This window comes from Oscillatoria sp. HE19RPO (assembly GCF_024220515.1).
In the GTDB taxonomy this organism is placed as follows: domain Bacteria; phylum Cyanobacteriota; class Cyanobacteriia; order Cyanobacteriales; family Laspinemataceae; genus Laspinema.
Genome location: NZ_JAMXOT010000308.1, coordinates 1 through 10,464, shown reverse-complemented (window position 1 = coordinate 10,464; position 10,464 = coordinate 1). Strand labels below are relative to the sequence as shown.

The window sequence follows — 10,464 nt, the reverse complement described above, 5'->3', positions numbered from 1 at the left end:
TCCAACAAATAAATCATCCAAATCCCGATGGTTAAGCACCTAACAAGACTGTATTAGCCCGCGCAGGCGGGCTTTGTCCGTGTAGCCCCAGGCTTCAGCCTGCGGGTTTTTTGGGGATTTTATTTTTTGGAGTTCCCTAAGCAATTGTAGGGTGGGCAATGCCCACCCTACTCCTGAACGGGAAAAACACCGATTTACAGCAATCCTTCCAACTGCCGACGAATGCGATCGAGTTCCGATGAGGGCAAATTATCATCCTCCGATTCCGGGGCCTCCGGTTGCCACTCCAGTTCTTCCAGGTTCGTTTCTGGGGGAATAGCTAACTCTCCTTCATGGATTAGCTTGGAGTCATACCCCGCATCTCGGCAAAATTCCTCAATCTCTTCTAAATCCAGGGCTTCAGGAGTGGGACTCGCAAAATCCTGGGCCTCCAATAACAGGGCATACCGGGTGGCGTCATCTTCCGACTCAAACATCAGGATCGTGTTGCGATCGCCAATCCGTAGGGTGTGGATCCCTTCATTCTCCGTGCGGGGATTAAAGAGTAACACGAATACTCGCATAAGCTCAAACGATATTTCTAAACTTTGTGTAGTTTATCTTCTCAGAGGAGGCAAGGGCGATCTGTCTAGGGACTATCCTCTAGGTAGACGCCAGACGAAACCCGTTACATTAAAGTAAAAAATCGACCCTCCCAGTCTCCGCCTGAATCAAATGCAGTCTCTACCCAGTCTAAAGCTACATCCCATGAGTCTCTAGTCTCCTGGGTCTGACTCCTGTAGATAGAAATCACCAATTTCCTGCTAAAGTCTTCCCTTAAAATTGGGGGATTTGGGTTTTACGAAGTTTATTCCAGCGAAACCGTCAAGTCTCGCAGTGTATGTAGATTAAGCGCTGTTGATATCACCAGATGACCCACTCCCCCAACTCTCCCCAACCTCAACCGGATCCTCGGACTCCCTCCCGTCGGTGGGGGCCCCTGCTCAAAAAGGCCAGCCTAACTGTCGGTGCTCTCTTGCTTGTTGGGGGGGGCGCAGGTGCGGCCTATGGGTGGTATTTCCTGATGAATGAACTCTCCCCCCTGGTGAGTGAAGAACTCACGAAACTGTTCAAACGCCCGGTGGCGGTGGGTCCGGTTCAGGGGTTTAACCTCTCCACCATTACCCTAGGGGAATCCAGCGTTCCCCCCACTGCCACGGATCCCGATCGCGCCACGATTGAACGGGTTGAGGTGTCCTTTCATCTCTGGAAGTTCTTAACAAGTCGCACCCTCGCCTTAGATATCAACCTGGTTGCGCCGGATATTTATCTTGAACAAAATCGTGACGGAGTGTGGTTAGAAACTACCCTTCATTCCACCGATGAGGAACCCGGTCCGATTACGATTCAGGTGGATGCGATTCGCTTCGACTCGGGTTTTTTGGTATTGGTGCCTTCTCCGGAACTGCGGGCCGACATTGAAAATTTGGAAGTGGTTCCCCCGCCTCGACCCCTGGCGATCGAAAATGTGGAAGGGGATGCGACCTTTTTGGATGACCAAACTCGCGTAGCGTATCAAGTCCGGGCCAATCCCCGGGTAGAAGAGATTCAAGGGGAACAGGGTCCAACTCCCACCTTGGCGGTGAGTGGAGAAACCCTCCTGGAAAGCACCGAAACCCGCTTGCGGATTCAGGGCAATAATCTGAATGCCCCCGATGTTATCCCATTAATTCCCAATTTACCTCTAGCTGCTTATGAAGGTCGATTAAATGCTAATTTGACGATTCACCTCAGTAGTGAGGAACTGTTTGGATGGCAAGGGGTTGCCAGTTTTTGGGATATCAATGCCCAGTTAATTGGATTACCCAAAAACATTACTCAAGGGCGGGGTTTGTTGCGCTTTTCTGAGTTAAGGGTGGGATTTGAAAATGCCAGTGCTTTTTATGGAACAATTCCTGCTACAGCCGAAGGGTTCATCGATACCGCAGGAGAAGGAGAATATAATTTAGGAATTCAAATTCTGCCCGTGAGTACGGAGGAGTTTATTAAGTCCTTGGAACTGGAAGTTCCTCTCGATATTGTCGGGGAATTGGCGGGAGAAATGCAACTCACGGGACAACTGGAAGCGCCGATTGTGAATGCTGCCGTGGCGAATACACAACCGATCGCCGTGGACCAAGTTCTGTTTGAGTTGTTGCAAGCGAATGTCACCATCGCCGTGGAACAAAACACCCTGACGGTGAACCAATTTCTGGCTGAACCTTTAGCGGGAGGCCAAATTACCGGAAAGGGAATTGTCCCTCTACAACCGATGCAGGCCCTCGCTTTGGACATTGAAGCGCGGAATATCCCGGCAGATGCGATCGCCCAACCTTACCTCGATTCCCCCCTCCCTATTGTCCTGGGTTCGGCCAATGCCACCGCTAAAATTACCGGGTCTCCAGAAAGTCCGACTACTGTAATTCAATGGCAACTCCCCCAAGCAACTTATCCCGGTCAAGGGGAAATTATTGTCCTTTCCGATACCGTTGTCGTTCCCAATGCCCGCTTTCAAGTCGCTGGAGGCACGGTAACCGCCAATGGTAGTTTAACCGATGACCGATGGCGCGCCTTTGTCAACGCCCAAGGACTGGATCTCACTCAACTGGGAACTCCCGGACCCACTGCCACTCCTGCAATTCCGGCAATTTTAACCGCCCGAATTCAAGCATCCGGCAATCTCGACCTCGATGCCAATGAACTGGCAGTAATCGCCCGGTCCTCAGTGGAGACTCCCGGGGTGGAAACTCTCACTGCCGATGCCACGGTGAATAACGGGCAATGGCAGGCAACTGTCAATGCTTCCCAGGTAAATTTAGGGCAGTTTATCCCTAATTTGGCAGTTCCGACAACCCTACCTACGGCGAATCTCACCGTTGGTGGCACTTTGTCTGGAACTTTGGACCCGAACAATCTCCAGGCAACCGCCAATGCTGCATTACAGACTCCCGGGGGGACGGTGAATGCGGATGCGGGATTAAATAATGGGGAGTTTCAGGTAATTGCGACGACTGCGGGATTGTCGGTGGATGACCTGGGTCCCGAACTCCTGCCGGTCCCGGTGGCGATCGGCCAAGGACGGGTGAATCTGTCTGGAAATCTGGATAATGTGGCATTGAGTGCGATCGCCGCTACCAGTCAATTGCAACTCACAGTTGCAGGAAATCCTCTCACCGCGAATACTCAACTCCGCAATGGTCAATTAATCGCCACCCTGAATGCCTCAGAAATCCCCTTAGCGCCTTTCCTTCCCCAACCGCAAACCCTGCCAGTGGTTCTCGCCAATGGACGGGTTAACCTCACTGTGGACTTATCGGAAGTCGAACCCAGCTTAAATCCCGAGGATATTTTAGCCACAACGCAAATCCAGCTACGGGTAGGAAATGCGCCAGTTACCCTGGATGGACGCTTGGTAAATGGTGCCTTTGATGCCACCTTTAATGCCACCAATGTTCCCTTAGACCCCTTCCTCGGTCCCAACTTACCCGGTCCTGTCACGGTTGCCAATGGTCAAGGGACGGTGACGGGAACTTTGGATACTTTGGAACTCAACGGCGTGAATGGGACAGGTCAATTCAACCTGAATATTGCCGGTGCACCCATTAATGCCAATGCTACCATCCGCAGAGGCAACCTCCAAGGAACTCTCACTGCCGATAACCTGCAACTCGATCGCCTCTTCCCCGATGTCTTACCCCTGCCGGTCCAACTCGCCCAAGGTCGAGTTAATCTTGCCGGAAATTTAGCCAATCTCACCCCTGATACCCTCAACGCCACCACGGAACTCCGATTGAATCTCGCCAATGGCACAGCAGTCGCCGATGCTAGACTGCAAAACGGCAATTTCCGAGGGACAGTTGTGAGTAGTCCTTTGTCCTTTGGTAGTAGTCCTTTGTCCTTGGGGAGTAGTCCTGGGACAACGACGGATGCCGGAGTTCCCCTTACCCTGGGGCGCGGAAGAATCACGGCAACGGGACGATTCGGGAGTTTTGCCCCGGAAGACATCAATGCCAATCTGCAAGGTGAAGTGGAACTGTTCGGTGGGACGGTGACCGCCCGTTCTACGGTGAATCGCGGCCAATTTGAGGCGGTGGTGAATGGGGCAGGATTAGCTTTAGCCCCACTCGACCCCAACCTCCAAGGGATACAACTCCAACGGGGTCAAGTGAGGGCGCGAGGGGATTTAGCAAATGTTAGCCCGGAGACGGTGAATGCAACAGCCGAAGTGAGGGTAGATACTCCAGGAGGGAGTCTGCAAGGGGAGGGCAGTTTAAATCAAGGACTGTTTCAAGCAACTGTCACCGGCGATCGCATTGCGGTCAATCCCTTTGTCGAGTTGCCCGTCCCCGTTGTCGTCAATCAGGGCAACTTGGCCGTTTCCGGGAACATTGCTACCTTAGACCCCCGGGCCTTGAATCTCACTCTGAATGCTAATCTGGATGTAGCCGATGCCCGAGGCGTGGCAACTGCTACCGTCCGCAATGGACAATTTGACGCTTTGGTGACAACAAGTAACCTTCAGGGCAGTCAATTGACTCAAAATTTACCCCAAACCTTACAGATTGGCGACGGGCGACTGGCGGCATCGGGCCAGATTAATACCTTAGAACTCCAAGGCATTGACGCCCAAGCGGAATTACAACTCGCCATTGCCAATGGCAATCTCACGGGAACCGGAACAGTTCGCAATGGTCAACTCACAACAGTGCTGAATGCCACCGGCATTGATGGGAATCAGTTTGCGCCAGAGTTGGAAATTCCCGTGGCGATCGCCTCTTCCGAAACCACCGTCCGCGCTAACCTTGCCGACTTCGACCCCCTTAACCTGGATGCCACCACTCAATTCCAGTTACTCGTCTCCAACGCCGCAGTCACCGGAGAAGGATTCCTGCGAAATGGACAATTCCAAGCTACTTTACTCGCCGATGACTTCGGATTAAATCAATTTGCCCCCAATCTCAACCCCAACCTGCAAATCTCCGATAGTCGGGTCAGATTAGCGGGAAGTATCACCTCCTTCACCCCTGCCGGAATCGACGCCACTGCCGAAGCACAACTCGCCATTGCCAACGGTCGAATTCAAGCTGATGCCACCTTAAACAACGGCAATGTGAGCGCTTTTGTCAACTCCACCGGCATCCAAGTCAACCAACTCGCCCCAGACTTACCCGTTTGGGTCGAACTCGCCAATGCCGACTTCCGTATAGATGGCAATATCGCCCAATTACAACCCCAAAATTTGGATGTATCCGGAGATGCCCGATTACGGGTCGCTGGGGGAACCGTCACCACTACCTTTGGATTAGATGACGGAACCTGGAACGCTGTCTTACAGGCATCAGAACTGCCTCTCAATGCCTTTGCCCCAGACTTGCAAGAACCCCTAGCCCTCTCCACCGGCAGCATCAGTCTCTCGGGAACTGCTGATTCCTTTGAATTGGCCGATATTCGGGCTACAGGACAGGCGGAACTCATCTTAGACTCCCTCTCCCCTAACTCCCCCTTATCCCCCTTTGCTTCCAGCATTTCCCCCCTAACCAGCGCCTTCCGTTGGACTGGGGAACGTTTAGAAGTCTCCCAAATATCAGCCCCGGGATTAACCGCAAACGGGACAGTCTTCGTGGATGTCGCTGGCATCGCAGCGCCCCAAGTCACCGGATTTGACTTTAACCTGAATGTCACTGACTTTAATCTAGCGGGATTACCCCTACCCGTTGCCAATCTCCCCACGGAAACCGCCACTGGCGAACCCCTGCCGCCCTTTATTGCCGGAACTGTGAATTTTGCCGGACAAATTACAGGAACTGCGCCACAGTCTCCCCAACCTTTGCCTTTTGATATCAATGTCATTGGGGATGTGCGCTTAGAACAATTTGCGATCGCCACCTTAGAATTTGAACCCGTCTTAACCGGACCGATTCGCGTCAATTCTGAAGGGGTACAAGTCGCGATTGACGGAAATCAGGATGCCATTTCTGTTGCCCTGGATGAAAACTTTTTCCCGGAATCTTTTTTAGTCAGAGCGGGAGAAGCTGTGGCTCAAGGTACAATTGAAAATGGCAATCTCCTCAACTTTGAAGTCTCACAATTTCCCCTAGCCCTTCTCAATGTCGTTGTTCCTCCGGAACAAGGACCCGTGGGCGGGTTACTCTTCACCGAGGGTCAATTTAATTTAGACACCCAGGCAGCAGTTGCCCAAGTGGAAATCCGTGAACCTAGCCTTGGACTCATCCAGTTCAACGAAATCGTCGGTGAGATTTCCTTTGCCGATAACGTTGCTGTCTTAAATGGCGGGGCTTTACGGTTTGGACAAAGTGAGTATTTAATCCAAGCGCGGGCGGTGTTAGATGAAGACCCCAATTTTGAAGGGCGAATCGAAATTGCCCGGGGTCAGGTTGAAGATATCCTGCAAACCCTGCAAATCTTTACCGTTGCCGACTTACAACGCGGATTAGAACCGCCCGACTATGCCACGCCTGAAACGGTACAACCCGTAGATGTGGGAATCCCGGACAGATCCCTGATTGCCCAACTGCGGCGGTTTTCTGAGATTAGTCAGCTTGTCCAACTCAACGCCCGGGAACAACAAGCCCCAGGCATCCCGGAACGAGTGGATATCCGAGGCACTCTGGAGGGTGAGATTACGTTTGCCGGTTCTGTGGAAACCGGAGTCGAGGGCGGGTTTGATATCCAAGGAGAAAATTTAATCTGGTTTACCCAAACTCCCTATCCGGCAATTCTCGGGGGTGAAGTCGTCCTTCGGGAGGGTCGCACTTTGGATATTAATCAAGTCAGAATTCGCGGAAATCTCTCCGAAGGTGCGGTGACGTTCCTCCCCTTGCGAATCGAAGCCGAAGGCAGCACGATCGCCTTTACGGGTACTCTCGGAGGAGAAACCCAGTCGGGACAGTTACGGGTTGAACAATTACCGGCTTATTTGATTCAAGATTTTGTAGAACTTCCTCCTAACTTTGATGTTGATGGATTAATTAATGTGCGAGCAAACCTAGCCGGAACTGTCGAAAATCCCCAGGCGATCGGAGAAGTTGCATTAATTGATGGCACGATTAATGGGGAAGATATTCCCTCGGTTCGGGGTGGGTTTAGCTTTAGTAATTCCCGCCTCAATTTCAGCAGTATCGCCCCGGAAACCTTGCAAATCAACGCCAGTGTCCCCATCCCTCCCGCGCCAGGAAACAATGAAATTAGTCTCGATGTAGATATTCAAAATGAAGGCTTAACCCTGGTGAATATCCTTTCTGAACAACAGGTAGAATGGGTGGATGGCATTGGCAGAGTAACCTTTGAAGCGCGAGGAGCCCTGAACCCAGTCACTGGAGAAATAGAGGAGTTAGTCGCCCAAGGGGAGGCGATGATTGAAAATGCCACGATTAACTCCCAAGCCTTGCCCGAACCGATTACTAATGTAACTGGAACTGCGCGATTTGAGAGCGATCGCATCATTGTCGAAGGCATTCAAGGCGTCTTCAGCAACGGTACCATTGTTGCCGAGGGAATCCTGCCCATATCCGTTCCCCTGAGTGGCATTGATACCGAAGTTGCCAACAATCCGCTCACGGTTTCTTTGAATGAATTAGCCGTCAATTTCAAAGGATTATATGAAGGGGGAGTTCAGGGTCAAGTTCTGATTACAGGAACCGCCTTAGAACCCCAAATTGGCGGTGAAGTTATTCTCTCTAATGGACAAGTGCTACTCCCTAGCGAAGCGGAAGCCACCGCCACCACAGGGACAACCCCAACGGAAACCGAGGCAGAAGCTGGAGTTGAATTTAATAATTTGCAAGTGATTCTCGGGAATAATCTGCAAGTTGAAAGTCCACCATTGTTGAGCTTTACTGTTGCCGGTGATTTACTGGTAAATGGCTTTTTAGAAGACTTGCGTCCTCGGGGAACCATTACGTTAGAACGGGGACAAATCAACTTATTTACTACCCAATTTAGGTTAATGCGGGGGTATGATAATGTCGCTATTTTTACCGGAACATTAGATCCCTATATTGATGTCCGACTGGTGGCAACAGTCCCTGAAGTGCGGGGAAATTTAGTCAGCGTTGCTACATCCTCGGAAGTTAACGAGGCGATCGATACCAACGTTGGCCAAGTCAGAAGCGTGCGCGTATTTGCCCGCGTTGATGGGTTTGCATCCCAGTTAAACGACAACTTAGAACTCACCAGCGAACCGGCAAGAACCGAACAAGAAATTGTGGGATTAATTGGCGGTGGATTTATCAATACCTTTGGACAAGGAAATACCACCTTAGCCCTCGCCAATATTGCCGGAACCACCCTCCTAGGCGACTTCCAAGATGCGATCGGTGATGCATTAGGACTCAGTGAATTTCGAGTTGGACCCGCCCTCGTCGATGAACGCAGTGGCGATCGCTTTGCCTTAGAAGTAGAAGCCGGAGTCGATATCACCCGCAACCTATCTGCCTCCATTGAACGCATCTTAATCGATGACAGTCCCACCCAATTCAGCATCCGCTACCGCATCAACGACCAAATCATATTACGCGGTTCCACCGATTTTGATGATAACAATCGCGCCTTATTTGAGTTTGAACGCAGATTTTAAGATGGAAGTCCTGTAATCCTGTAAGCCCTCACCTGAAGGGATTTGTATCTCACAATAGTCTTTTAGAACGTAAGTTTGGATACCCTTGCTCCTTGATACTTACCCACCCTAACTATTTCCCATAAACCTCAGTTATAATAAAACTGGACATTGAAAAGTTCTGTGAGATAATTAATTAGGGGCCTTCAACTGTCAAGGTTCGTCTGTGTAGGGCTTGAAGCCTGAATGACTCTTTGGCGTGAAGGAATTTTGTCAAAAGTAAGCTACGTGGACTTTCGGCTAAAATAGAGGGCCCCGCTTGGAGCAGAGTCAGCCTGCTTGTTCACCCTTGATGGCCACTGCTTGAGACAGTTCTAAACCACCCGGAAAAACTCTTCCAAATACTAGAGCAATCCTAAATCAGTTGTGGAAGAAGACCTCTCCTGCTCCCCTCTCCTACAAGGAGAGGGGAGCAGGAGAGGGCATAAATCATTTAGGATTGCTATAGAGGGCATCTCTAGGCTCAAGACTTGTAAAATCCCTAAAAATAAAGCATTGAGATTGACAAATCGTTCAAAAGCCTCGATTTTCTCGCTGATTTTGACCGGCGCTTGCTCAGAGTAGTCATTGATATTAAAATTTTTAGGATATCGAGAAGAACTCTCCATATCTTTCATTCAAAACCGATAGTTAAAACCTGATAAAATCTCGATGAAGGTCCGAAAAGTCACCTCGATTTTACACCTCCAACTATCAGCCATTATAATTTACGGACCCGATAAAAATAGGTCGGTTGACAGCAGGATTATTTGCTTTCCTTCTGGCCACACCACCAGTACAAATCGGACTAAATTTTCAGGACTATCCCAATGTAAGTTGACCGTTCGATAACTGAGGAGCCGTTTTTTTCCATAAAGGGATAACGATTCAGTCGTTAAAGCATCTGAGTCCTTAAATAAGGTGCGTAATTCTAGCCGTTTTCCCCATATAGCTGGTCTACCGGGACCTTTTTTACCGGGGGATGGTGGTAACGGTACTCTGGCCACCGGATTAATCTTGACCCGAGTAAGGGTGTTCCAACAAATAAATCATCCAAATCCCGATGGTTAAGCATCTAACTATATTAGCCCGCGCAGGCGGGCTATAGCCCTTCGGGCATGGCTCCGCTAATGTCCGTGTAGCCCCACCCTTAAGGGTGCGGGTTTTTTGGGTATTTTATTTTTTGGAGTTCCCTAATCACGTGAAGGGAATGAACTCTGAACTCCTGAATTAGATCTTTAGAAGCAAAATAAGCATCTAATATCACGTAACTTCCGACTTGGATATAATCCCGGCATAAACTCGACATTTTATCGACCAATCTGGGTGAATTTTCATCACCTTTTTCAACTCCATCTTGAATCTCAAGCGTAACTGGAACTGCGAATAAAGAACCACCCGATTGTAACAAAAGACTCAAAGCTCCAAAATAATGAACCCTAATCCATTCAGGTTTAGTTACATTATCTGATTCTTGCTGTAATTTTTTGAGGGGGCATTTTTCGGCCTTCCTTCGGGACTTTAATGCCATCTGCAACATAAACTAGCTGGTCTTTCAACCGTTTGACATGGTTATGAACACTCAACCATCTATGCCATCGGTGTGATAATGTTTTGACACTCCAACTTTTGGCGTGAAACCAACGTAGCGCATGGCCATAGTAATATTCACTCAGTCCCACTGCATTCAGATAAGGGTATTGCAACAAATAAATCACCCAAATGCGATGCTTAAGGAACTAAAAAGACGTTCTTAGCCCGCGCAGGCGGGCTTCGTCCGTATAGCCCCACCCTTGAGGGTGTGGGTTTTTGGGTATTTTATTTTTTGGAGT

General features: G+C 49.9%; 3 protein-coding genes. 1 reads left to right on the top strand and 2 read right to left on the bottom strand.

Going from position 1 to position 10,464, the window contains the following annotated elements; all coding sequences use genetic code 11:
- Nucleotides 1–194: 194 nt before the first annotated feature.
- Nucleotides 195–563 (bottom strand): DUF3110 domain-containing protein, encoded by a 369-nt coding sequence (locus NG833_RS24550; protein WP_254567902.1) that lies wholly within the window; start codon nt 561–563, stop codon nt 195–197.
- Between the two features lie 500 nt (nt 564–1,063).
- On the opposite strand from NG833_RS24550, the gene NG833_RS24545 reads away from it, so the two are divergent.
- Nucleotides 1,064–8,614: a translocation/assembly module TamB gene (locus NG833_RS24545; RefSeq protein ID WP_254567901.1), complete on the top strand. Its 7,551-nt coding sequence runs from the start codon at nt 1,064–1,066 to the stop codon at nt 8,612–8,614.
- 1,168 nt (nt 8,615–9,782) lie between these two features.
- On the opposite strand, the gene NG833_RS24540 is transcribed toward NG833_RS24545, so the two are convergent.
- Nucleotides 9,783–10,172, bottom strand: a complete 390-nt coding sequence (locus tag NG833_RS24540; RefSeq protein ID WP_254567900.1) for a hypothetical protein — start codon at nt 10,170–10,172, stop codon at nt 9,783–9,785.
- Between the last annotated feature and the right edge of the window lie 292 nt (nt 10,173–10,464).